Raw genomic sequence first — 24,417 nt, 5'->3', positions numbered from 1 at the left:
TAGTAATTTGCTAAAGAGTCGACATGTTCATCAATAAAAAAGAACTTGTGAAAATCACAAGTTCTCCCCCGTACATATTAAGCACTCTGATTACCTTCCATTTGCGTTTTGTACATATCGTAATAACGCCCGCGCTTTTTCATTAGTTCATCATGAGACCCTTTTTCTAAAATCGTCCCTCTATCGAGCACAATAATTTGATCTGCGCTTTTAATCGTTGAAAGACGATGAGCAATAATAAATGTCGTTCTTCCTTTTTTTACAACTTCCAATGCTTGTTGAATCATCGCCTCTGTTTCTGTATCAATACTAGACGTTGCTTCATCTAAAATTAAAATAGCGGGATCAAAAGCAAGCGCCCTAGCAAACGATATAAGCTGACGTTCTCCGGTTGAAAGTGTACTTCCCTTTTCTGTAATTTCTTCATTTATATTGTTCGCAAATCTTTCAGCACCAACATCATGCAATGCTTTTATGATACGCTCTTTTGAAATTTTTTCGTTTTCTAAGCTTACATTGGAAGCAACCGTTCCGCTGAAAAGAAACGGGTCTTGCAGTACGATTCCCATATGCTCACGAGTTGCTTGTTTCGGCATTTCTTTTACATCGTGACCATCAATCGTAAGTTTCCCTTTTTCAAACTCATAAAATTGAAAGAGTACATTCATGATGGAACTTTTTCCCGATCCAGTATGACCGACAAGTGCCACTGTCTCGCCTTGTTTCGCTTCAAAAGAAATATTTTTTAACACTTCATCTTTTCCATTATAAGAAAATGATACATTATCAAATTTTACATTTCCTTTTAAACGAGGCATACGTTCTTCTTCTACCGCTTCTCCTTTTTCCTCTAACAATTCAAAGACACGTTCTGATGCAACGCGCGCTTGCTCTAAGTTTGCAAGCTGGTTCACCATATTCGTAATTGGCGAGAATAATCGTGTTAAATAATCGACGAACGCATACAGTACCCCAAGTGAAATAATACCTGTAGCACTTAATGACGCACCGCCGAAATACCAAATTACTCCTGTGAAAGCGATATTTCTTAATACGGCTACTAAGTTATGCGAAGTTGCTGCATTTAAATTTAAAATTTTATTTTGATACTTAAAATAATCGCCATTTAATTCTTCAAACTCTTTTTTCGTTTCACGCTCTTGACGAAACGCTTGAATAATTGGCATCCCTTGAATGGATTCATTCACTGTTCCGTTAATATCAGATAAACGCGAACGCATTTTATGATTGTATACAGACGCATATTTTCTATATAAAATGGCCCAAACAATTAAAATCGGGATAATTAACAAACATAATGAAGCGAGCTTCACATCTAGTAAAAATAGCGCAGCAAATATCCCAATAATATAAATGATACTAGAAACGAATGTTGCCAGCACCGTTACATATAAATCACGAATGGCCTCTGTATCATTCGTCACACGCGAAACAATTTTCCCCGCCGGTAAATGATCAAAGTACCGAATTGGCAACGTTTGAATATGAGAAAACACATCTTCCCTCATAATTTGAATAATTTTGTTCGCTGCCTTCTGTAAGAAAAATTGCTTTCCGTATGCAAATAATGATACGACTACTAGTAAAGCGAAATAGCCACCACCAAGCAATAATAGACGGTTTATTTCCGGTTTATAAAACGCAAACACTTCTTCTTTCGTTAATGCTTTCGCTTTATACACTTGCACCGCCTTACCATTTTGAACGGTAATCATCCCCCCTTTTACAGTACGTGATCCTTCAATATTCACTTTATTCGGTACAAAATAATATTGAAAACCAACTTGCATCACACGTACTTCTTTACCTTTTGTCTCGCCTTGCTGGAAGCGATCGCTTCGCTTATAAAAGGCGCCATTATACGAAACAGCCTCTTCACTCTGTTCTATTTCATACCAAGGTTTCTCTATCCCGACGATATGATCGTCAATCATCGTTTTAGCGACGAAAGGACCGGCAAGCTCTGCGATGACGAAAATAAATAACATTAACATCGCTGCAAAAATCGTCCCTTTCACTTTCATCGCGTATTGAAATAATCGTTTTGAAACGCTCATATTTTCACCCCACTATCCGCACTTTCACTTTCTCCTTGTTGTCTTTCAAACTGCTCAGCATACCAGCCTCCGCTCTGGATAAGCTGAGCATGCGTACCTTCTTCTATAACTGCGCCTTCATCCATAACGAGAATCCAATCCGCATGTTGTACGGCAGATAAACGATGCGTCGTAATAATCGTCGTCTTTCCGCTTCTTTCCGTTCTTATATTTTCAATGATCGCTGCTTCCGTACGAGCATCTACAGCTGATAAAGAATCATCCAAAATTAAAATTTCTGGATTTTGAATAACAGCTCGCGCAATCGAGATTCTTTGTTTTTGCCCTCCTGATAAAGAAACACCCTTCTCTCCAACGAGCGTTTCTAACCCTTCTGGTAAAAACTCTAAATCCTTTGTAAACGCCGCGATTTCAATCGCTTTCTCGAGTTCTTCTTCCGTCGCTTCCCTATTTCCGAATAAAATATTTTCCCTCGCTGTTTTTGAGAACAAAATATGTTCCTGCGGTACATATCCAATCCAACCGAGCACATTTTCATTTGTCATTTTATCTAGCGTCACATCAGAGACTGCAATATCCCCATCTCCAAGCGGATATTGACGAAGAAGCTGACGTACAAGCGTCGTTTTCCCGCTTCCTGTTTTTCCAACAACCCCAAGCGTTTCCCCTTGTTTTAATGTAAACGAAACCTTTTTTAAATTTGTTTCAGTTGATGAAGGATATGAAAAGGTAACATCATCAAACTGAATATAATCCGGCTCTTGTACAAGCTTTGGATGTTTCGGATTCTTTACATCTGGCTCATACGCTAACGTTTCATTCACACGGTCAAGCGAAGCATTTCCTCTTTGCATAACATTAATTAATTCACCAATTGCAAACATCGGCCAAATCATCATCCCTAAATACACGTTAAATGAAACAAGTTCACCAAGTGTTACCTTTGATTGAAATACAAGATATGCGCCGTACACTAAACCGATTAAATAACTAAGGCCAACAAGCATTTTCACAGTTGGTTGGAATAATGCGTCAATTCTCGCTACTTTCATATTTTTTTCGTAGACGTCATCTCCTAAGTGATGAAATCTTTCCTCGTCTGCATTCTCTTGTACGTATGCACGAATAACGCGCACACCAGCGATTGATTCAAGCACTTTATCGTTCATATCACCAAACGCATCTTGCGCAACTGTAAATCTTTCATGCAATTTCTTTCCATATATATTCATCGCATACGCCATAATTGGAAGCGGGATAAGCGCCGCAAATGTAAGCTCCCAACTAATTGTAAATCCCATCATAAAGACAATCGTAAGCATATATAAACTCGAATCCACGAGCGTTAATATACCAAAACCAGCTGTCATAGCGATTGCTTTCAAATCATTTGTCGCTCTCGCCATTAAATCACCAGTACGATTTTTTTGATAAAAAGTCGGCGTCATCTTAAGTAAATGCCCCATAAATTTAGAGCGCATCGTTTTCTCAAGTACGAATGCACCTCCAAACAATTGATGTTGCCATACGAAAGTAAGACCATACCCAACGATTGTAACCCCTATTAAAATAAGAATAGACTGTATAATAGCTTCGTTTGATAACGTTCCTGTTTTTATGTTATCTATCGTAACCCCTAACACTTTCGGGGGAATCACTTCAACTATATTCACAATTAAAAGAGCTCCAATGGCAATACTATATCTCTTCCAGTGCTCTTTAAAAAACCATTTTAACTTTAGTAATACTGATAACAATGTAACCTCTCCCTTCTCGTTCTCGTTTACTTCTCATTTCTTTATCCACTATCCAAACCCATTACATTTACATTTCGTAACCCATACAATCTCATCACATTTGTCCACCTTCCAAAGTTTTATATAGGAATATGGAAAATAAACAAAAAAAAGCATACCGCCGCTTGACGATATGCACAAAAATGCATAAAAAGCGTACGTTACGATATACGCAACGTACGCTTTTTATAAGACAGAGAATGCCTTATATATCCGCACGGGTTGCGTAATGATATGAATGTTTTCTGCCATTTAACAGAGCTAAACCCATTACATTTACGATTACAATCATTACGCACACCCCTTTCATTTATTTTCCATTTATAATCTTACAACTTTATTGAGTATTCTGTCAATTATTTTTTTTTACAGATCGAATGAAAATATACGATACATCATTTTGAAATAAGGGAATGTTCTGTAAGAAAGGGCATACAAAATAAAAAAATAATAAGAAATCGTTTTCACAAACATTTCATTTGAAAAATGTTATCAAACCCCCTACAATCACCTTATACTCACTCTTACAAGTTGCTATTTTAGGAGGACTAATCATGACAACTAGCAATACGTACAAATTTTATTTAAATGGAGAATGGAGAGAAAGCTCTTCAGGAGAAACAATCGAAATTCCATCTCCATACTTACACGAAGTAATTGGACAAGTACAAGCAATTACTCGCGGAGAAGTAGATGAAGCAATTGCATCTGCAAAAGAAGCTCAAAAATCATGGGCAGAAGCTTCTCTACAAGATCGCGCAAAATATTTATATAAATGGGCTGATGAGCTCGTAAATATGCAAGATGAAATTGCCGATATCATTATGAAAGAAGTCGGTAAAGGATATAAAGATGCGAAGAAAGAAGTTGTTCGTACAGCTGACTTCATTCGTTACACGATCGAAGAAGCTTTACATATGCACGGAGAAAGCATGATGGGCGATAGCTTCCCGGGCGGTACAAAATCTAAACTTGCGATTATCCAACGCGCACCACTTGGTGTTGTATTAGCAATCGCACCGTTTAACTACCCAGTAAACTTATCTGCTGCAAAACTTGCACCAGCATTAATTATGGGTAACGCTGTTATTTTCAAACCAGCAACTCAAGGTGCAATTAGTGGTATTAAAATGGTGGAAGCACTTCACAAAGCTGGCCTTCCAAAAGGTCTTGTAAACGTAGCTACAGGACGCGGTTCTGTAATTGGTGACTACTTAGTAGAACACGAAGGCATCAATATGGTATCGTTCACAGGTGGTACAAACACAGGTAAACATTTAGCGAAAAAAGCTTCAATGATTCCACTTGTATTAGAACTTGGTGGTAAAGATCCTGGTATCGTTCGTGAAGATGCTGACTTACAAGATGCTGCAAACCATATCGTAAGCGGTGCATTCTCTTACTCTGGTCAACGTTGTACAGCTATTAAACGTGTACTTGTACACGAAAACGTAGCGGACGAGCTTGTTAGCTTATTAAAAGCGCAAGTAGCTGAACTATCAGTTGGATCTCCAGAACAAGACAGCACAATCGTTCCATTAATCGACGACAAGTCTGCTGACTTCGTTCAAGGCTTAGTTGACGATGCTGTTGAAAAAGGTGCTACAATCGTTATCGGTAACAAACGTGAGCGTAACTTAATTTACCCAACATTAATCGACCACGTAACAGAAGAAATGAAAGTTGCTTGGGAAGAGCCATTCGGCCCAATCCTTCCAATCATCCGTGTTTCTTCAGATGAGCAAGCAATTGAGATTGCTAACAAATCAGAGTTCGGTCTGCAAGCAAGTGTCTTCACAAAAGACATTAACAAAGCATTTGCAATTGCTAACAAAATCGAAACTGGTTCTGTTCAAATTAACGGACGCACAGAGCGCGGCCCTGACCACTTCCCATTCATCGGTGTAAAAGGTTCAGGTATGGGCGCACAAGGTATTCGTAAGAGCCTTGAGTCTATGACACGTGAAAAAGTAACTGTATTAAACTTAGTTTAATCTTATATGTAGAAGCTGATCTATTTTTAGATCAGCTTCTTTTCTATATATACTTCCAAAAAACAGAGTAGTTAGTTCTACTTCCGATTTGGTTTTCCAAATCGAACTAAAACATGCCATAATAATTTTAATTCCTGAAGCACTTCTTCATAAGTACCACGATCACTCCAAGATAATGGATTGCGTTTCAAATCCACTACAGCAGAGCCAATTATATTGGCATCGATACAATGATTCCGTGCAATGCGTCTTGCTAAAGATGGCATTTTTGAACCTCTAAAATCCATTGGAACTTCGTCTACCATAAGTACAAAACCGATGTGCCAATACAAATCAATCGCATACTTCAGACAAATTTCTTCTAAAACTTTTCCTACATCCGTACCCTTAAATGAAGGATCTGCAACAAGCACCTCTACGTCTTCTTTAAGAGAAATCTCTCCATGAATTTGCGCTTCGATATAATGATTAAGATTACGGGCTGGCTCTTTGCTTACTAAATCTATAAACGGCCTTTTCAGATTAGCCAGTAAATGATTAATTAATATTGTTGGCGTCAAATTCCCTTCACCAATTGCAAAATCTCTTACGAATGTCTCTTCCAAAAGAGCAGCTAAAATCATATCAAACTCCTCATAAGTCCCCTTTTCTTTCGGATCTTGATGCGAATCTAAATATGTATATGTAGAGCGCGAAGAAACTTTTGGAGATAAGAGAAAATAACATGAACCAAAACGCGGAGCCGGCCCATCTGGATGTAACATTAAATTTAGCGCTCCGTATTTTGGCCGTTGATCATTCGTTACGCCTTCTAATTGATATGCCCCTCCAAATATTCTCTTTTCCCAAAAGTCACGTTCACCACTAGGGTAAGCAGATACGCTTCCATTAGATAGCAATGTTTCAAACTGACTTTTATATATTCCTTGCTCAAACAGTGCTTCAGCAACACTTTTCATACTCGAATCTAGTCTGTCTGGATGAAAGTGTAAAGCAATCCGTGCATGAGATTTTAAATTAGCGACAGCTTCTTCAAATATTTCATCTGTAATATTAGACATTTTAAGTATATGATTAATCGTTGCTTTAGCCTCTCGTTTTTCGTTCTCTGCATATTTTGAAATATACTCTAAAGCAAATAATTGAGATCTTGATAATTCCATAATCCAATCTCCCCTTTAATTGAAATGACCTTAATCAATTCAATTAAAAGCTTAGTCTTTCCTTCTTATGAAACGAACCTTATTTATTTAAAAACGTAATTTACTAAATCTTAATTATGCATACACGCATTTTGCATAGGCAAATGTACACATTCTACAGAAATTTGATACCCTAGCCATTGCTCAGCAATATGTTCAAATGATAAAACAGATCCCGTCGTAAAAAAACGATGCTTCGGATTCAGATTGTCAGACAAAATTCCTTTGTGCTGTAAAATGGTACTTAACTCTATCGCTGTTTCTTCTGCAGAACTAATAATCGTTACATCTTCTCCTAACTCACTTTTAATCACAAACTCTTCTCTATAATCTGATTATTACTATATCCATTGACGTATAAAAATTCATTTGTTACTCTTAAAGACGTTAATTTAATATTTAAATCCTCATTCGTATCTCGGTGAGGTAGAGGTTGCAATCATTAAGAGTATCATTTCAGGAGATGTAGTGGCATTGATGAAGGAATGAGAAAGGAATGGTTGCCGAAGTAAGTCGTGTCCACCATGCACGCTTGCTGGGTCTGCATTTAATAAGTGCAGAACTGTCACAAACGTTTCGTTTGTGGAGAGCTATCGAGAGGTATGTCGTGGGTTTCTTATAAGATAGAAAGCATGTAGCGGCAAATTACGTGCTTTTTTTGTTTTGTTTGGGACTTCTCTTCCTGACTCAGGAAGACATACATATCTCCTCGCTTGACTTGGTTATACTAACTTTGGAGGTATTTTCTATGCAACAAAAAAAATGGGGCTTTTGGGTACTAACAGCTTTCGTTGTCGGTAACATGGTTGGCGCTGGTATTTTCATGGTGCCAAGTACGTTGGCACAAACAGCAAGCCCACTCGGTGTCACTTTAGCTTGGTTAACTACAGGGTTTGGTGTTTTAATGCTAGCTCTTGTTTTCGGTAATTTAGCAATTCGTCGTCCTGATTTAACGACAGGGCCACAAAGTCATGCATATGCTTTATTCTCAACACCAAAAAAGAAAAAAATGGCTGGTTTCAGTATGGTATGGGGATATTGGGTTGCAAACTGGGCAAGTAACGTTGCCATCATTACATCATTTGCGGGATATTTATCACTCTTCTTCCCAATTATGAAAGATACGCGACTACTATTTTCAATCGGTTCGTTTAACGTAGAAGTCGGAAAACTAATTACATTTACGATTTGTTCCATCTTACTTTGGGGAACTCATATTATATTAACAAACGGTGTAAGCGGAGCTGGAAAGCTAAACTTTTTAGCAACAACAACGAAAGTAACTGGATTCCTTTTATTCATCGTCGTTACGTTATTTGCATTCGAAGCTTCTAAGTTTGGACAATGGTACACACCGATGATTGATAAATCAGGTGCATCACACGGTCTTCTTTCACAAGTAAATTTAGCTGCTCTTACAACGCTTTGGGCGTTTATCGGAATTGAATCAGCCGTTCTTTTATCAAACCGTGCTGTTTCTCCAAAAACGGTAAAACGTGCAACAGTTGCGGGATTACTTATTACAGTTGCGATTTACTTAGGAATTACAATTTTAACAATGGGTGTACTTCACGTTGATACATTACAAGCTTCTGAACGTCCATTAGCAGATGCACTAAATGCTGCAATGGGTCACGGCGGCGGGAAACTGATGGCATTACTTGCTCTTACTTCCCTGTTCGGTTCTATCTTAGGCTGGATTTTATTAAGCTCAGAAGTACCTTATCAAGCAGCAAAAGAAGGTTTCTTCCCTTCCTTCTTCACGAAAACAAATAAAAAAGGAAGTCCAATTTACTCATTACGATTAACAAACATTATGTCTCAAGTATTCCTATTCTCAACATTATCAGGAACCATTGCGGAAGCTTATACATTCGTTATTACCGTATCAACACTGGCCTACCTCATTCCATATCTCGTTTCACCAATCTTCCAGTTAAAACTAGTCGCAACTGGTGAAACATATAAAAATGAAATGCGGGCAAGAATTACAGATGGCATAGTCGCAGTTATCGCACTTTGCTACGCACTATGGGTTATTAAAACTGGCGCATCCGATATAAAAACGTTCCTTCTCGGAATTGGTTTATTCGTAATTGGATTTGCTTTCTATCCATTAATGAATCGTGATCAGAAAAAAAATAACGAAAAGAAAAACGGGCAAGTTGCATAACGCAATTTGCTCGTTTTTTCTTTTGTAAAACATATATAATAGAACAAAGAGGTGAAAAACATGTCAATCGAATCGCTATGGAGCAGTCGCTTCCAACAACATATTCAAAATATCATTACATACTTTGCACGTATGATTAACGGTTTACTATATAGCTTTATCTTTATTTCATGCGTTGGCGCATATTATTATGCTCAGTTTCTAAAAGCATCTCCTTCTAAAGGAATATCTTTAATAATTATAACGATTGTACTTACATTCCTTATAACGAGATGCCCTATCCGTACATTTATTCAAAAACCTGATGCTGTCTATTTACTAGCACTAGAAGAGAAATTAACATCTTATTTCAAAAAATCTCTTCTATACAATTACATCATTCAGCTTTTCCCATTGTTATTTACGTTCCTTATTCTCGTTCCACTTGCTATGCAATCATTACAATTAACTGTACCTTTTTTATGTACAATCTTTATCGTGTTAATGATTACGAAAGCCTGGAACATGTACATACATTGGATGTGGCGTGATAGTCACGAAAAAAATATATGGCTGATCATTCGTATTACTTGTAACGCCCTAATCATTTACATGCTGTTTTATTCCGCAAATGTTCTCATATTGGGCGGACTACTCTTACTACTTGCTTTCCTACTTCTATATACGAAAAAACAGCCTACAAAACGAATACCGTGGGATTACATAATTGAGCAAGAAGAAAAAATGAACGTTCGTTTCTATCAATTTGCTAGCATCTTCACCGATGTTCCGCAACTAAACAAGCAAGTAAATAAAAGAAAATGGCTTACAACTTGGATTGAACCTTTATTACATAAAAAACGAGCAACTTTCTTCTATTTACATACACTCGCATTTTTACGCGGGAATGATTATTTCGGTATATATATTCGCTTAGGGCTGATTGGTGCCTTCGCCTTATATTTTATACCAAACATATACGTAAAGGGCGCTATCGCTTACATCGTCCTATATATGATTTCTATGCAGCTCCGTTCCCTATGGAAATATTTTTCGGGAAATATTATTGTAGCATTATATCCAATTGATACTGAAAAACGACTGAATCAATTTCTTCACTTAATCTTTATATTGTTAAGCATTCAGCTCATTGTATTTTCAATTGTTATACTCCTTGCTACAGGAGAAATTTTACATAGCCTTATCATTATGATTATCGGGTTACTCTGGATCAAATTTATTATTGTACCAAAAACGAAGCAACGTGTTTCCTCGTTTTAACGAAAAGAATTATCTTAAACGCCAAGGAGAAAATAAATTTTCTCCTTGGCGTTTTATTTTTTTCCTCAAACAAGAATCACCGGAACAACCGATATTTTATGATTTTACATACAAAAATGATAATACATGTTTACGTCCTAATAAAAAGGGTATCTATTAAATTAACAGAGTAAAGGAGGGGCCTATATTGTGAATAAAAAAACGGAACAATTGAAGCATCACGTTACTGACAATCAATACAAACATGCTTTAACAACAAACCAAGGAGTAAAAATAGCCGAAGATGAATTTTCTTTAAAGATGGGCTTAAGAGGCCCAACCTTAATGGAGGATTTCCACTTTCGCGAGAAAATGACCCATTTTGATCACGAGCGAATTCCCGAAAGAATTGTTCATGCACGCGGAGTTGGCGCTCATGGTTATTTTCAGCTTTATGAATCGTTAGAAGCATATACGAAAGCAGATTTTCTTACAAATCCTTCAAAGAAAACACCTGTATTTGTACGTTTCTCAACCGTTCAAGGTTCTAAAGGATCCAACGACACAGTAAGAGATGTACGCGGATTCGCTACAAAATTTTATACAGATGAAGGAAACTATGATTTAGTAGGCAATAATATGCCAGTATTCTTTATCCAAGATGCTATTAAATTCCCTGATTTTGTCCATGCAGTTAAACCAGAACCACATAATGATATTCCTCAAGGAGCTAGCGCTCATGATACCTTTTGGGATTTTGTTGCACATAACCCTGAGTCCACGCATATGGTCATGTGGCAAATGAGCGACCGTGCTATTCCGCGTAGTTTACGAATGATGGAAGGTTTTGGAGTTCACACATTTCGACTCATTAACGCAGAAGGAAAAGCCCATTTCGTAAAGTTTCACTGGAAACCTGCCCTTGGGGTTCATTCATTAGTATGGGATGAAGCTCAAAAGATTGCTGGGAAAAATCCTGATTTCTATCGTCAAGATTTATACGAAGCAATTGAAAAAGGCGATTATCCGGAATGGGAGCTTGGATTACAGTTAATTCCAGAAGAAGATGAGCATGCATTTGATTTTGATATTTTAGATCCAACGAAATTATGGCCGGAAGAAGAAGTTCCTGTAAAACTAGTTGGTAAAATGACATTGAACAAAAATGTTGATAACTTCTTTGCGGAAACGGAGCAGGTAGCTTTCCACCCTGGTCATGTCGTACCAGGTATTGATTTTTCAAATGACCCTCTTCTGCAAGGAAGATTATTCTCCTATACAGATACACAATTATCTCGTTTAGGAGGACCTAATTTCCATCAAATCCCTATTAATCAGCCTGTATGTCCTTTTCATAATAATCAACGTGATGGTATGCATCAAATGCAAATTCATCGTGGTCAAACAAGCTATCATCCTAATGGCTTAAATAATAATCAACCAGCAACAGTCCAAGCAGAACAAGGAGGATATGAGCATTATCAAGAAAAGATTGATGGACATAAAATTAGAGGGCGCAGTAAAAGCTTCCTTAACTTTTATTCTCAGGCTAAACTTTTCTATAATAGTATGAGCCCTATTGAAAAGCAACATATAAAAGAAGCTTTTTGCTTTGAAGTTGGGAAGTGCAAATCAGACATGGTGAAGGCAAATGTAATTGCTCTTTTAAACCACGTCGATCGTCAATTAGCACAAGAAGTCGCTAACATTATTGGAGCTCCTTTACCTAAGGAAAATCACGAAGTAAATTCAGATGCAAAATCACCTGCACTCAGCATGTCCAATACTATTTTTAAAGCTGATTCCAAAAATGTTGCAATTCTATTAAATGGTGACCCAAGCATCTCTCTTCTGTCCGAATGGATTCAAGCTTTTGCACAGCATCGAATTAACTATAGCATCATAGATAATAAAATTTATCATTTCAATAATTCCATTAAAGTAACGGATACTTATACAACAGCAGACTCCTCACTTTTTGATGCAGTATTAGTGTTTAGTAGTAAATCTGTCATTCAACCCCCTGTTTTAGAATTTGCAGAAACTACTTTTAAACATTTTAAACCGATAGCTCATGTCCTTAGTGACCCTCATGCTTTAGACCATAGTAAGGTGAAACTGGATGGAGCAGGAGTTTACAACTTAACAAACACTTCAATTGAGTCATTTATAGAAGGCATTGCCCAAGGACGATTCTGGAACCGATAATATAATGTAAGGAGCGGATTAGAATGAGTAAAAAAATTGCTATTTTAATAACGGATTATTTCGAGGACACAGAATACACAGAGCCAGTAGAAGCTTTTAAACAGAAGGGATATGAATTAACAACTATTGAAATGGAAAAAGGTAAAACGGTACACGGTAAACAAGAAAAAAGCGAAGTCGTAATTGATAAAAATATTGATGGTGTTTCTCCAGAAAACTTTGATGCACTCTTCATACCAGGCGGATTTTCCCCAGATATACTTCGTGCAGATGAACGTTTTGTTCGCTTTAGCAAAGCATTTATGGATGCGAAAAAACCTGTTTTTGCTATTTGTCACGGACCCCAATTACTCATCACTGCACAAACACTTGAAGGACGCGATGTGACTGGATATAAATCTATTGCGGTCGACTTAAAAAATGCTGGTGGACATTTTCATGACAAAGAGGTTGTCGTATGCCAAAATCAGCTAGTCACAAGTAGACAACCGGAGGATATCCCAGCGTTTATTGAAGAATCGTTACGTATATTAGGATAGTTACTTTGGCTAACCTCATTTTATTTGTATGAAAAAAATTTAATCAGTGGGGTTTTGTTCATCCCCTACTGATTATTAGCCCTCACCAACTGGTCGTTTACAGGCAATCCGACCTCCACAAATAGCGAGATAAATAAAAAGAGTGTAATCCAAAAGTGCAGTTTTAATGACCTTTTGGTTTACACTCTTTTCTCGTCCCCAAATTTCTAATCACTTTTCATAGTCATTTCTCATATAGTGAAAATGACTATACGATTCCTATCCATAAGTTAAATAATGATTTTACACATATATAAATAAAAAAGATGGGAGCCTTAATCATGAATAACAATCCACCTTCAACGCCCTCAAATCCAACGGAAACGAATAATAATGAAGTGAGCTTACAAACGTTAAGCGTTATTGGACTTATTTTACTGATTAGTGACTACATATTAGTAGCTCTTTCTAAAGTAGGAACACTAAAAAAGCTTTTGCTACAGCCTAGTACCACTCCAGACTTAGCTGAAGTTGATCCGTTCTAAAAATTATATAAAAAGCGAGTCCTACGTTAACATGAAAAAAAGCCCCTTACAAAAAGGGGCTTTCCAATCATTCTTTATTCCCATTACTTCGCAAAACTTTCAGCCAACTGTTTCTCTCTCCACATAAATGTAATGCCGAGACCAACTATTAAAACAACGCCTGAAAATGCATATGGATAATGAATATTCATATCAAATAATATTCCGCCCATCGCTGGTCCTGCGATATTTCCTAAACTCGTATAAGTCGAGTTCATCCCAGCAACGAATCCTTGCTCTTTTCCAGCTGCTTTTGATAAAAACGTCGTTAAAGCTGGACGAAGTAAATCAAATGCAAGGAAAATAAAGCACGTAACGAGAAGTACAATCCAATAATTAAAGACTACAGTTGAGACGAATGCTAACACTGCACCTACAATTAAACATATTTGAATTAATACTTTCTCACCGAACATGTCTACCAATTTGCCAAACATAAATACTTGCACAACTACCCCAAAGATTGAACTAATTGTAATAATTGCTGCGATATCTTTCGGTGTGAATCCAAATTTATGATCAGAGAACAGACTAAACACAGTTTCATATGCTGATAATCCGAATGCGAGTACAAATACGATAATAAATGCAATTGCATACATTGGATGTAATGATTTCTTTAAATCACCAATAAAGCTTGATTCTTTCGTATTAGAAGAAATCTCTGCAAGCTCTTCTTTCGTTAACGGTTCTTTTAAAATAAATATCGAAATCACACATGCTATAAAGGCAATTGCTGCTGCAACAAAAAACGGCACACGTATACCGTATTCTGCAATAAATCCGCCGATTCCAGGCCCTATAATGAATCCAGTACTAATAGCCGCAGATAAGTATCCCATAGCCTTTGGACGTTCCTGAATAGATGTAATATCCGCAACATATGCCGTAACACCAGGCATAATAAAAGCAGCACTAATTCCGCCTAACACCCTCGCTACATAAAGCATCCACACATCTTTTCCTAATCCAAAAAGAAGCTCTGAAACACCAAAAATAAATAATCCAATGATTATCATTTTCTTCCTACCGTAAAGATCAACCCACCGGCCTGTAATAGGTGAAGCAATAAGCTGAGCCATTGCAAACACTGCAACGAGATACCCCATCGTCTTCCCTGTTAAATGCATGTCATTCATAAAGGACGGCATAACCGGAATGATTAATCCAATCCCTAGAAAAGCGATAAATATATTACTCAAAAGAATGACCAGTACCATCTTTTGTTCTTTTATCGGTTTCTTCACTTTTAACACCTCTTCCCGTAAGCTCCTCCCAAAAAATAATGCCCAAGAAGCTTTTTCTTTATCCTGCTATTTGTGGGCTAATCATGAGTAGAGATGCCTCCACTCATTAGAATTTCACTCTATCCTTCCACACATACATAAGTATTAGGTGAATGACTATCATTCATTTTTCCTCAAAAATGAACCTACCTTCTCAGACAGGTTCATCTTACTACTTCTTTATATGTAGTGCATGTGTTAAAAAATCTAGTACTTCTTCCTTTTGCAAATCCACCTGCTCATCATCTTTATGATCATATAAATACACTTGTTCCGCTGCTGATTCAACTAGAGCGATAAATAACTTCGCTGTTCGCTCTGCGTGAACCGAATTACGAATTTCACCAGCTTCTTTTGCCTCATTTAAAAATTCACTTAGCCACATATAAAGGGGCTCATACACAGCTTCCCATTCTTTTATATGTTCTGTAGATGCAAGACCAGCATACATTAAAGCTTGTATTTCACGATATTCAGCTATAAAGTGAAACACCGCATCTATTACTTGCGTCACTTTACTTGAGAAAGGCGCATTGTTTTGCACTTTTTCTTTCACTGCAAGTATCATCTTTTCAACCATCACTTCTGCTATTGCAGGCATAACAGATAACTTAGAAGGAAAATATAAATAGAAAGTTCCTTGCGCAATGCCAGCTAATTTCACGATATCAGAAATCTTCGTTTTTTCGACGCCCTTCTCCTGAAACACTTCAATAGCTGCATAGACAATTTTCTCTTTTTTATTCATCATCTAAACCCTTTCACACGCATATTGAATGACTGTCACTCATTTTATAAGATAATCGATTGTACTGTCAATGATAGTGAACTCTAAGAGGAAATCGTTTTTTTATAATAAAATCTCCTAATAAACAATTAGGAGATAAAAATGCAATATATCTTTAAGAAAGTGCCTTTAATCCTGTCACTCCACATACAATAAGAAACACACTAATGATACGCGCTTTACTTTTCGACTCACCAAACAAGAACATGTTTAACAAAACTGCACCTGCTGTTCCGATACCAATCCAAACCGCATACGCGACACTTACTTGTAAAAATAAGAAGGAAGTATACAAAAATGCGAAGGATGTAGCAAACCCACCGATATAAATCGCACCATTGGCTAATGTCTTATCTTTACTATACATTTTAAGTCCTATCACACCGACTATTTCACTAATTGCAGCACAAAATACGAAAAACCAACCCATTTTTAAGCAGCTCCTTCCACAGTTTCTTCTTTATTATCAGCTAGCTTTAAACCGATAACGCCAGCTACAACCATCACGATAAAAAATAACTTCCCTACACTGAAACTTCCACCGAAAAGAAATACATCCATTAAGAAAGTACCTACCGTACCAGCTCCGGCGAAAACAGCATATACAGTCCCTGTTGCAAGATGTTCACACGCTTTAGAAAGGAAGTGAAAATCAACAGCGATAACTCCTAAAATAATAATCCAATGCCACCAAGTATTGGCTGTATTAAAACCAAACACCCAAAAAATTTCAAAGATACATGTTAATATGACATATAACCAAGCTTTATTTTTCATACCTCTCACCTCTTGTGACTGACTATCAGTCATTTTTGTTTTAAAAAAATATACTCTTTCATCAATACTATATAAAAACAACTATCATCCTCATTTACCATTGTATTTGTTCCATTTCTAAGCTAACTGCATCCTGTCACATAAAAATGACTGAATGTCATTCATATATATTGTACATGAACATTTTAAAAACTGTCAATGCCGAAAGTTTATTTAAAATTTCTTTCATCTGATTTGTATATTTCTTAATAATCTGTCAATACTGCTAGTAACATAATATTTTCTCCACTCCCCCTTGGAGAGATCCCTTGAATGGAGCAGTTAGCTTTTGCTAGCTGCTCTTTTTTCCTTTTATTTCATCCAACATATCGAATCATCGCCACCTCATCACAATAATCAACCTTTGGACAATGTCTACAATCAACCCATACTTTCTCTGGTAGCGCATCTCTATTCACAAAATCAAATCCACACTTTTGAAAAAATTCTGTTTCATATGTTAAAGAAATGACTCTACTTACTTTTATTTTCACTGCTTCATTTATTACATGATTCACTAACATACGCCCGATTCCTTTCCCTGCATATGTATGCGAAACGACTAACGACCGAACTTCTGCAAGGTCCTCTCCTAACACATGTAAACCAGCAACTCCAACAACTTTCTCTTCTTCTTTCATAACATATAAACATTGCAAATATTGATAAAGAGACAAAAGAGAACGTGGTAAAACAACTCCCTCTTTTGCATAAACCTCAATAAGACTATAAATTTCTTTCACATCACTCGTCACCGCATTACAGATTTTCATATTACATCCCCTTGCCCCTCAATATTAATATTTATAATTTAAAATGAATTTTAATTCATAATTTTATATAATAATACATCTCTCTTTTCTCCTCGTCAATCACTTTATGCAAACAAAAAACCAAGCAATCTAATCGATGCTCGGTTCCTCATCTCGTATCGGCAATACTGTTGAATATTTAATTTCACGAAGTGCTAAACTTGTCTGTATACGTGTAATACCAAGCTTATTCAGCTTTCTAATAAACTGCTCCAGTTCTTTACGATCACGATTTGCAACCTTTAATAAATAATCGTACTCTCCTGTTAAACAGTGACATTCTAACACTTCCGGCATCGATTCTAATTCTTTCTCCAACACTTCCAGCTTGTCAAATTGATGAATATTTGTACTCATAAAAATAAAACATAATAAATCAAATCCAAGCTTTTCTTGATTTAAAATCGCAACTTGCTTATCGATGAAACCTTCCCCATCCAATCTTTTTATTCTTGCATGCATCGCAGCCGGTGATAAATTAACGCGACGTGCCAGCTCTGCATTACTTACTTGTGACTCCTTCTGCAATATATCTAAAATTTGTACATCCAAATCATCCAACACTTTAATAACAGACGACTCCATTACAATTCCCCCTTTTTTCTTACCGATGATTATTCGAAAAAATACCTTATACCTTACACAAAACTGAATATTATTCCGTAAATATCATTCATAACTAAATATTTTATCGAGTTTTAACCATTATACAAAAGAATATATTACACAATAAAGAAAAATGCTAAAATTATTTACAATTCGTATTGATTACAAAAAAGGGGATTTTAGCATGCCTTATTTTTACGTCTTTTTACTATTACTAACGAGCTTATTATGGGGAGGAAATTTTGTCGTTGGAAAATCACTCGTTGATCATGCATCGCCGATGACACTGACAAATTTAAGATGGATGATTGCGATTGTTTGTTTATTACCAATGGTATGGTTTAAAGAAAAGAAAATCCTTCCACCACGTACCGCAATACTTCCGTTAATATTGATGGGAATTTCAGGGGTCGCTCTTTTTAACATCTTTCAATTTTTAGCATTAGAAAAAACATCCGCTACAAATGTAGGTCTTATCTCTACTTTGAATGCAATTTCAATCGCATTATTTTCAGTATTATTTCTAAAAGAAAAAGTAAATACACTCCAAATCCTATCCATGATTCTTTCATTCTTCGGGGTTATCCTCGTCCTATTAAAAGGGGATTTCTCGCTTTTATTTTCACTACATTTTAATAGTGGCGATTTATGGATGATTGCAGCAGTTTGTATTTGGGGAATCTATTCTGTTTGTAGTAAATGGGCAACAAAAACAACTACACCACTTATGGCAACGTTGTACTCTGGTATTTTCGGCGTTATTTTATTACTACCGTTTAACATAGGTAGCTTCACTGTTTCAAATATAAATACTTCTTTCATCACATCACTTTTATATACTGGGCTTATTTCGACAGTTCTTTGTATGGTATTTTGGAATATTGGTGTACAAAAATTAGGAGCTACGACATCCGGGATTTTTCTAAACTTCAATCCGATTTTCACAGCGATTTTAGCATTCCTTTTCCTCGGTGAAGAATTAACGTGGATACAAATTGTAGGGACAATGGTCGTTGTAACAGGATGTTATTTATTTTCTCATTTCAAAACTGTTGCCGTTCAGCCAACTAGACCTTTAATACGAAAACATTCTTAATGAAAAAACATCGTCATCTGGGTTGGCGATGTTTTTATTTACTCTTCATTTCTTTTATATACTGCTTTTCCTCTTCTGGCGATAAACGTTCCGTCGCCTTGCCAGTATCTCCACCTTGAAGGCTCCATAAAAAGTTATGCTCCTCAACAGTTTGAGAAAAATCTCCTTTTTCCCATCTATTTATAATAGAAAATAACTTCATTTTATATTGAAAACCTGTACTATTTTCAATATCTCTTTTTACATTAGAAATCTCCTTTTTTGTCATCTCTACAAATCCCCATTTTTCAGAGGATTTTACCTTTTGGTGCACCATTTTATGCATAGTAGAAATAATTTCACCTTCACTAATTTGCGGAGCTTCTTCTGCAGCTTTTTTCTCTTTTTCGTTTGCCGCTCGCTCGATTTGAATATTTTTATTTTCTTTTTCCACATATGCAAGCAATTTCTTTCCGCCAACTATAGACGAGAAAATTACTATAATTGTAATGCATATACCTACGATCCATTTAAAAAGCATTATCTCTTCATCGCTTCCCTAACAATATGACTATCTACATATTGCTTAAACTTCACAATTTTTCCGTTCTCAAGTTGCCATACATGAACAAATTCTGCTTCAAATGATTTTCCCGTTTCTTTATAAATTCCTGAATAAACACCTTCAGCAATAATTACATCTTTTCCGTTTACTTCATGATACGTATTTACACTTGCTTTATAATCATCCCATTCTGATCCTAAACGGCTAAATACATTTTCCATTATAGCTTCTACGCCTTTATATGTTCCGCCATACGGGAACCCTTCTGCCTCTGTCCATTCCACTTTTTCAGAGAAGGCTTCTGCTAAATGCTTTGCATTTGAAGAAGCTGATCCTTCATACGTGCTTTTAATAATTTCTAAATTTGATTTAGGCATATTACTTCCTCCCGTTTATTTATTTTTACACAAGACGTAACTAATGTAGTTACATCTTGTGTAAAAAAATATTTAAATTGTTTCATTCGTAATTCATTAGTTGTAATCATTATAGTTACAATATTTCTTCAAGTCAACATTTATAAATAAAATTTACTTCGTTTTCATTACTTTCTCTTTTAAGAAACGATCTACATATCCTTCTGCTTTTACTACGAATAAATACGCACCCATTGATAATAATGCAAGATCTAATTCATATCCTGGATTCTTTCCATCTCCTAATAAACCTGCTGCTCCATTTACCTTTACGATAGCTCCAGCTAAAATAAGAGCGAATAACAATCCTACATATCGTACACCTAAACCGATAATTAATAATATACCACCAACTAATTCAACTGTTGCTACGCCGTATGCAAGGCCACCTGGTAAGCCGATGCTTGTAAACCATCCTGCTACGTTATCGATACCTGATTGAAACTTCGCTAAACCGTGCGCAAAGAACGTTACTCCTAACACGATACGAATAATTAAATTCCCAATATATTGGTTCATTTTGAACTCTCCTTTTCGTTTTGTTATAGTGAACTTTTATTTACAAGTCAAAACAATACGGTATTTCAATTCATTCGTCAAATACTTTTTTAAAGAAAACAAAAAACATTATCCCTTTTACGGATAATGTTTTCTTACAAAATAGCGCTAATTCAAGCTTTTACTCTATCGCACAAAAAAGTTGAAACATTTTTCCAGCGCCAACATACGGCAATAAAGAAATATCCTCTTCTACAACCATTCCAACAACATTCACTTTCTCATCTACAGGTAAATCATGTGTGGCAACTTGCATCTCTCCTGCATATCTACCGTACAATTCATTATCAATTGTAATGCTACCTTTCTTTCTTACAATTGTATGCATCGGCTGTAACATCACTCTATTTCCTTCCCTTGATTCTACAGATCGAATAGCATCACGAGACGGATCTAGTCTATTTGTATGCACTTGCTCCACCACTTTTAATACTTCTTTATCAGTTATAAATGATTTGTAACGCAATGGAATAATCCCTCTACTTGCACTAGCTACTTCTTTCATACTTTCTAAACTTGCGCTTATATCTCCAATCAATACTTTATCAACACCACAATCTTGAACAAGTTCTAAGTATGCTTCAAGCGGGCGCATATTGCGATGTTTTTCTAAAGTCGGTAAACCTTCATATAACGGACCACGTTTTTCCGCATCTCCTGGAATAAATGCCATCGTCTTTATTCCGCACTTCTGTAAATATTGATTTTGCTTTTGTAAGAAGGACTTTGCTAGTCCTGTTTCTGGACGTGGGTAAAAATTATGCCATGCTTCTACATTCTCTACTCTTATATGTTCTGCAAGTAATTCTTTCCAAAATGACTTTGTAATCGTACTCGCATTTAAAGCTACTTTCATCTTATGAGATACGCTTGCAATTTCTTTTGGCGCAATGCCGTAATCCATTCTTAAACCGGTAATACCCCAGTCCAATAGCTCTTCCACATTTTCATATGTTAGCCCTAAATGGTGTAACGATTTTGGAGAAACATCAACCATTAGCTCCATTTCATGTGCAAAAGCTTGTTTCCCTAATATTTGAATTAACTCTTTATACGTATTTGGATCATCTTCTGGAATGTGCAGTGATGTAAAAATAGATATAAACCCATGTTCCTTCGCTACTTTTAGCCACTCTTCTTGTTTCTCTACTCGTTCTTTTGAAAGATAAATGGAAACTCCGATCATATAAATCTCCCTCTCTATTAATAGAAAAAGAGAAAGGAATCCCTTTCTCTATATGTTTTCTGCCATTTCTTCTTTAAATCCGAAGAAGTACGTAAAGATAAATCCGAAAGCATATGCAATTACTAAACCTAAGAAATATAGTAAATATTTATTGTCAGCAATTAACGGAATTAAAGATAGCCCTGATACGCCAATTCCAAGAGAAGCTGTTTGCATAACTGCTTGGAATGCACCACCGACAGCCGCTCCTAAACAAGCAGTAATAAACGGTTTCCCAAGTGGTAATGTAACCCCGTATAATAGCGGCTCACCAATTCCTAAAAAGCCAACTGGCAATCCACCTTTAATTACATTTCGAAGTCGTTTGTTTTTTGTTTTCACATAAATCGCAATTGCTGCGCCTACTTGGCCAGCACCAGCCATTGCGAGTACTGGTAATAAAGGTGTTACGTGTGTTTGATTAATAAATTCCATATGAATTGGTGTTAAACCGTGATGCAATCCGACCATAACGAGAGGTAAAAATGTTCCCGCAAGTACTGCGCCAGCAAATGCTCCGCCAATATTTAAAATAGCATTAATTCCGCTCGTAATACCATCTGATAAGAAACCTGCTAATGGCTGAATGGCTAACATCGTTACGATACTTACAACTAATACAGTAATGAGTGGTGTCACGATAATATCAACTGCATTCGGCACTGCTTTTCGAACTTGTCTTTCCACTACAACCATAAGCCATGCTGCAAAAATAACTGCGAACAATCCGCCACGTCCGGGCACTAATGCTTCACCAAACAATTTTACGTTTGCCATCGCTGGGTTGAAAATTAAAATGCCAGCAATTGCCCCAAGAACCGGTGTCCCGCCGAACTCTTTCGCTGTATTCCAACCAACTAAAATTCCTAAGAATGTAAAGATACCGCCGCCAATGAGTAGTAACATTTGTAACCACGTTGCATTTGGATCAGCACCAGCGTTTTTCGCAAAGTTAGCAACCCCGTTTATAATTCCTGACGCAACAAGTCCTGGAATTAACGGAATGAAAATACTTCCTATTTTTCGTAAAAAGTTTTTCACCGGTGTATTATTTTTCTTCTTAATCTCTGATTTCATCTCTTGCCCAATATCTTCAAGGTGATGATCTGCTACCTCACCAATTCGTAGTCCTGTTAAGCCTTCCATTTCAGCTGCTACTTTATTTACTGTTCCTGGACCAACGACAACTTGAAGCGTCTCATCTTCTATAACACCCATAACGCCTTCAACTTTTTTTAAAAGGTCCATATTTACTTTACTTTCATCATGAAGCGTTAATCGTAGTCTCGTCATACAATGAGCAATACTACGAATATTTTTTATTCCTCCAAGTTGCTCCGAAATTTCCTTGGCCATTCTCTCTTCTTTCTTCATAATAGAATCCCCCTCCCTATTATTTTATAGTGCTTTCTTCACAAACCCTTTAGCGTATTTTAGTTTCTCCAGTGCTTCCCCATATTCACACTGCAACAACACCATAACAATGGCAGCTTTTACGTTACGTTCTGCCTTTTCATAATACTCTGCCGCTACTTCATAACTAGCGCCTGTTGCTTCCACAATAATTCGTTTTGACCGTTCTACTAACTTTTCATTTGTGGATTGAACATCTACCATTAAGTTTTTATATACTTTTCCTACACCAATCATCGAAGCTGTTGAAATCATATTCAACACTAATTTTTGTGCTGTACCAGCTTTTAAACGCGTTGATCCTGTTAATATTTCTGCACCTGTCTCTACTTCCACATTTAACTTTGCATATTTACTTATTTCAGCATTTTTATTACAAGAAATACTCGCTGTACTCGCTCCTACACTCTGTGCGTATTTCAAGCCGCCAATTATGTAAGGAGTTCTGCCACTTGCAGCAATTCCAATCACTGTATCTTTCTCATTTAATCCAATACTTTTTAAATCTTCTTCTGCTAACTCTTCGCGATCTTCGGCACCTTCCACCGCTTTAGTAAACGCTTTCAATCCACCTGCTATAAATCCTTGCACCATTTTATCATCCGTGCCAAATGTCGGCGGACATTCCACTGCATCTAGAATACCTAAACGACCACTCGTACCAGCACCAATGTAAATTAAACGTCCCTCTTCTTCAAAAGATTTAATAACAGTCTGTACAACCTTTTCAATTTGTTCTATCTCTTTTTCAACTGCTAACGCAACAGTTCGATCTTCTTCATTCATACTTTGCAACACTTCTTTTATGCTCATCTCATCCAAATTCATTGTTTTCTCATTACGATGTTCTGTCGATAAATTTTCTAACATATTGCCACCCTCTTTGAAATTATATTTCACACTTTTATTATAACTTTAAGAAACTAAAAATCAATTACTCTTTCTTATTTTATGAAATAAAATTTCACAACATGACATATTTTTGTCAAAGATAATAAAGTGAAACTTTAATCAGTGTGGGTTTTGTTCATCCCCACTGATTATTAGCCCGCACCAATCGGGCATT

22 protein-coding genes, 1 pseudogene and 1 riboswitch are annotated in these 24,417 nt (G+C 36.4%); of the genes and pseudogenes, 7 read left to right on the top strand and 16 right to left on the bottom strand.

Annotated elements, in window-relative coordinates:
• Nucleotides 1-77: 77 nt before the first annotated feature.
• Both F3I02_RS13530 and F3I02_RS13525 read right to left on the bottom strand, forming a co-directional pair.
• Complete coding sequence (locus tag F3I02_RS13530; protein WP_196478059.1) at nucleotides 78-2,078, bottom strand: ABC transporter ATP-binding protein; 2,001 nt, start codon at nucleotides 2,076-2,078, stop codon at nucleotides 78-80.
• A complete protein-coding gene (locus F3I02_RS13525; protein WP_163050681.1) occupies nucleotides 2,075-3,835 on the bottom strand; it encodes an ABC transporter ATP-binding protein in 1,761 nt (586 codons plus the stop codon). Before F3I02_RS13525 ends, F3I02_RS13530 begins: the two co-directional genes overlap by 4 nt.
• Before the next feature lie 593 nt (nucleotides 3,836-4,428).
• Between F3I02_RS13525 and gapN the strand changes: the two genes are divergently transcribed.
• Nucleotides 4,429-5,868 carry an NADP-dependent glyceraldehyde-3-phosphate dehydrogenase gene (gapN, locus tag F3I02_RS13520; protein WP_000213634.1) on the top strand — a complete coding sequence of 480 codons (1,440 nt, stop codon included), beginning with the start codon at nucleotides 4,429-4,431 and terminating at the stop codon, nucleotides 5,866-5,868.
• Between the two features lie 77 nt (nucleotides 5,869-5,945).
• Here the strand turns inward: gapN and F3I02_RS13515 are convergent, their stop codons facing one another.
• Together F3I02_RS13515 and F3I02_RS13510 are read right to left on the bottom strand one after the other, a co-directional pair.
• Entirely contained in the window at nucleotides 5,946-7,031 is a 1,086-nt protein-coding gene (locus F3I02_RS13515; protein WP_196478058.1) for a DUF3626 domain-containing protein, read from the bottom strand.
• A gap of 110 nt (nucleotides 7,032-7,141) precedes the next feature.
• A pseudogene (locus F3I02_RS13510) lies at nucleotides 7,142-7,390 on the bottom strand (glutamate racemase); the annotation flags it as partial.
• 99 nt (nucleotides 7,391-7,489) lie between these two features.
• Nucleotides 7,490-7,671, top strand: a riboswitch (Lysine riboswitch).
• Between the two features lie 147 nt (nucleotides 7,672-7,818).
• On the opposite strand from F3I02_RS13510, the gene F3I02_RS13505 reads away from it, so the two are divergent.
• The 5 genes from F3I02_RS13505 to F3I02_RS13485 all read left to right on the top strand — a co-directional run bounded on the left by F3I02_RS13505 (nucleotide 7,819) and on the right by F3I02_RS13485 (nucleotide 13,753).
• Nucleotides 7,819-9,243, top strand: coding sequence for an amino acid permease (locus tag F3I02_RS13505; protein WP_001186308.1), 1,425 nt, complete (start codon nucleotides 7,819-7,821; stop codon nucleotides 9,241-9,243).
• A 60-nt stretch (nucleotides 9,244-9,303) separates the two neighbouring features.
• Complete coding sequence (locus F3I02_RS13500) at nucleotides 9,304-10,503, top strand: ABC transporter permease (protein WP_000021376.1); 1,200 nt, start codon at nucleotides 9,304-9,306, stop codon at nucleotides 10,501-10,503.
• Nucleotides 10,504-10,692: 189 nt separating this feature from the next.
• Nucleotides 10,693-12,690 (top strand): catalase, encoded by a 1,998-nt coding sequence (locus F3I02_RS13495; protein ID WP_196478057.1) that lies wholly within the window; start codon nucleotides 10,693-10,695, stop codon nucleotides 12,688-12,690.
• Between the two features lie 23 nt (nucleotides 12,691-12,713).
• Nucleotides 12,714-13,229, top strand: a complete 516-nt coding sequence (locus F3I02_RS13490) for a type 1 glutamine amidotransferase domain-containing protein (RefSeq protein ID WP_074593849.1) — start codon at nucleotides 12,714-12,716, stop codon at nucleotides 13,227-13,229.
• A gap of 320 nt (nucleotides 13,230-13,549) precedes the next feature.
• On the top strand, nucleotides 13,550-13,753 hold the full coding sequence (locus F3I02_RS13485) for a hypothetical protein (protein ID WP_074593850.1): 204 nt from the start codon (nucleotides 13,550-13,552) through the stop codon (nucleotides 13,751-13,753).
• Nucleotides 13,754-13,836: 83 nt separating this feature from the next.
• Here F3I02_RS13485 and F3I02_RS13480 read toward each other — a convergent pair whose 3' ends face one another.
• The 6 genes from F3I02_RS13480 to F3I02_RS13455 form a co-directional block, all read right to left on the bottom strand.
• The gene (locus F3I02_RS13480) at nucleotides 13,837-15,039 is read right to left on the bottom strand and encodes an MFS transporter (RefSeq protein ID WP_061883805.1); all 1,203 of its coding nucleotides are present in this window, start codon (nucleotides 15,037-15,039) and stop codon (nucleotides 13,837-13,839) included.
• A 211-nt stretch (nucleotides 15,040-15,250) separates the two neighbouring features.
• On the bottom strand, nucleotides 15,251-15,829 hold the full coding sequence (locus tag F3I02_RS13475; RefSeq protein ID WP_003300131.1) for a TetR/AcrR family transcriptional regulator: 579 nt from the start codon (nucleotides 15,827-15,829) through the stop codon (nucleotides 15,251-15,253).
• A gap of 151 nt (nucleotides 15,830-15,980) precedes the next feature.
• Nucleotides 15,981-16,295, bottom strand: coding sequence for a DMT family transporter (locus F3I02_RS13470; RefSeq protein WP_000539671.1), 315 nt, complete (start codon nucleotides 16,293-16,295; stop codon nucleotides 15,981-15,983).
• A gap of 2 nt (nucleotides 16,296-16,297) precedes the next feature.
• A complete protein-coding gene (locus tag F3I02_RS13465; RefSeq protein ID WP_000790626.1) occupies nucleotides 16,298-16,642 on the bottom strand; it encodes a DMT family transporter in 345 nt (114 codons plus the stop codon).
• A 356-nt stretch (nucleotides 16,643-16,998) separates the two neighbouring features.
• Nucleotides 16,999-17,454, bottom strand: coding sequence for an N-acetyltransferase (locus tag F3I02_RS13460; protein ID WP_000686671.1), 456 nt, complete (start codon nucleotides 17,452-17,454; stop codon nucleotides 16,999-17,001).
• Nucleotides 17,455-17,583: 129 nt separating this feature from the next.
• Nucleotides 17,584-18,078: an Lrp/AsnC family transcriptional regulator gene (locus F3I02_RS13455; RefSeq protein ID WP_000446095.1), complete on the bottom strand. Its 495-nt coding sequence runs from the start codon at nucleotides 18,076-18,078 to the stop codon at nucleotides 17,584-17,586.
• Between the two features lie 205 nt (nucleotides 18,079-18,283).
• On the opposite strand from F3I02_RS13455, the gene F3I02_RS13450 reads away from it, so the two are divergent.
• Nucleotides 18,284-19,195 (top strand): DMT family transporter, encoded by a 912-nt coding sequence (locus tag F3I02_RS13450; protein ID WP_046946561.1) that lies wholly within the window; start codon nucleotides 18,284-18,286, stop codon nucleotides 19,193-19,195.
• A gap of 34 nt (nucleotides 19,196-19,229) precedes the next feature.
• Here the strand turns inward: F3I02_RS13450 and F3I02_RS13445 are convergent, their stop codons facing one another.
• The 6 genes from F3I02_RS13445 to murQ form a co-directional block, all read right to left on the bottom strand.
• Complete coding sequence (locus tag F3I02_RS13445) at nucleotides 19,230-19,715, bottom strand: PRK06770 family protein (protein WP_000897978.1); 486 nt, start codon at nucleotides 19,713-19,715, stop codon at nucleotides 19,230-19,232.
• On the bottom strand, nucleotides 19,715-20,116 hold the full coding sequence (locus F3I02_RS13440; protein WP_001126687.1) for a nuclear transport factor 2 family protein: 402 nt from the start codon (nucleotides 20,114-20,116) through the stop codon (nucleotides 19,715-19,717). Before F3I02_RS13440 ends, F3I02_RS13445 begins: the two co-directional genes overlap by 1 nt.
• A 153-nt stretch (nucleotides 20,117-20,269) precedes the next feature.
• Entirely contained in the window at nucleotides 20,270-20,674 is a 405-nt protein-coding gene (locus F3I02_RS13435; protein WP_001077751.1) for a DoxX family protein, read from the bottom strand.
• 160 nt (nucleotides 20,675-20,834) lie between these two features.
• Nucleotides 20,835-21,899, bottom strand: a complete 1,065-nt coding sequence (locus F3I02_RS13430; protein WP_196478056.1) for a DUF871 domain-containing protein — start codon at nucleotides 21,897-21,899, stop codon at nucleotides 20,835-20,837.
• Between the two features lie 48 nt (nucleotides 21,900-21,947).
• Nucleotides 21,948-23,312 (bottom strand): PTS transporter subunit EIIC, encoded by a 1,365-nt coding sequence (locus tag F3I02_RS13425; protein ID WP_000711293.1) that lies wholly within the window; start codon nucleotides 23,310-23,312, stop codon nucleotides 21,948-21,950.
• A gap of 24 nt (nucleotides 23,313-23,336) precedes the next feature.
• Complete coding sequence (murQ, locus tag F3I02_RS13420; RefSeq protein ID WP_196478055.1) at nucleotides 23,337-24,221, bottom strand: N-acetylmuramic acid 6-phosphate etherase; 885 nt, start codon at nucleotides 24,219-24,221, stop codon at nucleotides 23,337-23,339.
• Nucleotides 24,222-24,417 lie beyond the last annotated feature (196 nt).

The organism is Bacillus sp. SRB3LM, from assembly GCF_015712745.1.
Lineage (GTDB): Bacteria > Bacillota > Bacilli > Bacillales > Bacillaceae_G > Bacillus_A > Bacillus_A thuringiensis_K.
This window is presented reverse-complemented; position numbering and strand designations above follow the sequence as displayed.

Excerpts from the sequence above, each read along its gene's own strand:
- F3I02_RS13530 (WP_196478059.1), bottom strand. The coding sequence starts at position 2,078 with ATGAGCGTTTCAAAACGATTATTTCAATACGCGATGAAAGTGAAAGGG.
- F3I02_RS13465 (WP_000790626.1), bottom strand. The coding sequence starts at position 16,642 with ATGAAAAATAAAGCTTGGTTATATGTCATATTAACATGTATCTTTGAA.
- murQ (WP_196478055.1), bottom strand. The coding sequence starts at position 24,221 with ATGTTAGAAAATTTATCGACAGAACATCGTAATGAGAAAACAATGAAT.
- F3I02_RS13485 (WP_074593850.1), top strand. The coding sequence starts at position 13,550 with ATGAATAACAATCCACCTTCAACGCCCTCAAATCCAACGGAAACGAAT.
- gapN (WP_000213634.1), top strand. The coding sequence starts at position 4,429 with ATGACAACTAGCAATACGTACAAATTTTATTTAAATGGAGAATGGAGA.
- F3I02_RS13490 (WP_074593849.1), top strand. The coding sequence starts at position 12,714 with ATGAGTAAAAAAATTGCTATTTTAATAACGGATTATTTCGAGGACACA.
- F3I02_RS13430 (WP_196478056.1), bottom strand. The coding sequence starts at position 21,899 with ATGATCGGAGTTTCCATTTATCTTTCAAAAGAACGAGTAGAGAAACAA.
- F3I02_RS13470 (WP_000539671.1), bottom strand. The coding sequence starts at position 16,295 with ATGGGTTGGTTTTTCGTATTTTGTGCTGCAATTAGTGAAATAGTCGGT.
- F3I02_RS13445 (WP_000897978.1), bottom strand. The coding sequence starts at position 19,715 with ATGCTTTTTAAATGGATCGTAGGTATATGCATTACAATTATAGTAATT.
- F3I02_RS13460 (WP_000686671.1), bottom strand. The coding sequence starts at position 17,454 with ATGAAAATCTGTAATGCGGTGACGAGTGATGTGAAAGAAATTTATAGT.
- F3I02_RS13455 (WP_000446095.1), bottom strand. The coding sequence starts at position 18,078 with ATGGAGTCGTCTGTTATTAAAGTGTTGGATGATTTGGATGTACAAATT.
- F3I02_RS13440 (WP_001126687.1), bottom strand. The coding sequence starts at position 20,116 with ATGCCTAAATCAAATTTAGAAATTATTAAAAGCACGTATGAAGGATCA.
- F3I02_RS13515 (WP_196478058.1), bottom strand. The coding sequence starts at position 7,031 with ATGGAATTATCAAGATCTCAATTATTTGCTTTAGAGTATATTTCAAAA.
- F3I02_RS13435 (WP_001077751.1), bottom strand. The coding sequence starts at position 20,674 with ATGAACCAATATATTGGGAATTTAATTATTCGTATCGTGTTAGGAGTA.
- F3I02_RS13500 (WP_000021376.1), top strand. The coding sequence starts at position 9,304 with ATGTCAATCGAATCGCTATGGAGCAGTCGCTTCCAACAACATATTCAA.
- F3I02_RS13475 (WP_003300131.1), bottom strand. The coding sequence starts at position 15,829 with ATGATGAATAAAAAAGAGAAAATTGTCTATGCAGCTATTGAAGTGTTT.
- F3I02_RS13450 (WP_046946561.1), top strand. The coding sequence starts at position 18,284 with ATGCCTTATTTTTACGTCTTTTTACTATTACTAACGAGCTTATTATGG.
- F3I02_RS13425 (WP_000711293.1), bottom strand. The coding sequence starts at position 23,312 with ATGAAGAAAGAAGAGAGAATGGCCAAGGAAATTTCGGAGCAACTTGGA.
- F3I02_RS13505 (WP_001186308.1), top strand. The coding sequence starts at position 7,819 with ATGCAACAAAAAAAATGGGGCTTTTGGGTACTAACAGCTTTCGTTGTC.